At 70.2% G+C, this 1,119-nt stretch carries 1 protein-coding gene; it reads right to left on the bottom strand.

Annotated features, from left to right (window positions below; genetic code table 11):
* Positions 1-1,119, bottom strand: a 1,119-nt coding sequence (locus AC2VON_RS15615; protein ID WP_486953767.1) for a gamma-glutamyltransferase family protein, incomplete at both ends; no start/stop codon positions are given.

The following is a 1,119-nucleotide window of genomic DNA, read 5'->3' as shown; positions in this document are numbered from 1 at the left end:
GCAACGAGATGCCGGTTCCCGGCACCACCACCCCGGAGCCGAATCCCGGGAGATAGTTGGACTGGATCATCGACACCATCTGCCCGGACGCGTCGGCGGCGGTGAGGTAGACGGTGTCGCCGGGCGGCGTTCCGGCGGATACCGGCTTGGCCTGCGTGCGGTCGACCAGCGTGGCTCGCCGCCGCAGGTACTCGGGGTGGAGTAACTGGTCGGGCCGCACCGGCAGCTGGTCGGCGTCGCCGAGATATGCCTGCGTGTCGGCGAACGCCAACTTCAACGCCTCGATTTGTAGGTGCACGCTGTCGGCCGAATCAGCCGTCGCGTCGCCCAGGTCGAGATTCTCGAGAATGCCCAGCGCGATCAGCGCGACGATTCCCTGGCCGTTGGGCGGGATCTCGTGCACGGTGTAGCCGCGATAGGTTTTTTCGATCGTGCCGACCCAGTCGGCGCGGTGGGTAGCCAGGTCTTCTGCCCGCATCGCGCCGCCGTGCGCCGCGGCATGCGCTTCCAGTTTCGCCGCCAGCTCGCCGCGGTAGAACGCCTCCCCGCGGGTCGCCGCGATCTTCTCCAGCGTGGCCGCGTGATCGGGCAGCGTCACCTGCTCACCGGGTTTCGGCGCCCGCCCGCCGGGCATGAACACCTCGGCGAACCCCGGCTGGGATTCGAGAATCGGAACCTGCGTGGCCCACTGCGCCGCGACCGTAGGCGACACCGGGAATCCATTGCGTGCGTAGCTGATCGCCGGCCCGAACAGCCGCCCGAAGTCCAGTCGGCCGAACTTTGCGTGCAGCTCGGCCCAGCCGGAGACCGCTCCGGGAACGGTCACCGAGTTCCAGCCGACGGCCGGTACGCCGCCGCCGCCGAAATACTCCGGTGTCCACGCGGCCGGGGATCGCCCCGACGCGTTCAGGCCGTGCAGCTCCCGGCCGTCCCAGACGATGGCGAAGGCGTCCGACCCGATGCCGTTCATGGTCGGCTCCACTACCGTCAACGCGACCGCGGTGGCGATGGCCGCGTCGACGGCGTTGCCGCCGTCGGCGAGCATCCGCAGGCCCGCCTGGGCGGCGAGCGGTTGCGAGGTGCACACCACGTTGCGGGCGAGCACCGGCGTGTGCGGCC

Source organism: Mycobacterium sp. TH-M82 (assembly GCF_057473605.1).
The sequence above is the reverse complement of the archived record's forward strand: the minus strand, read 5'-3'. Positions and strand labels throughout refer to the sequence as shown.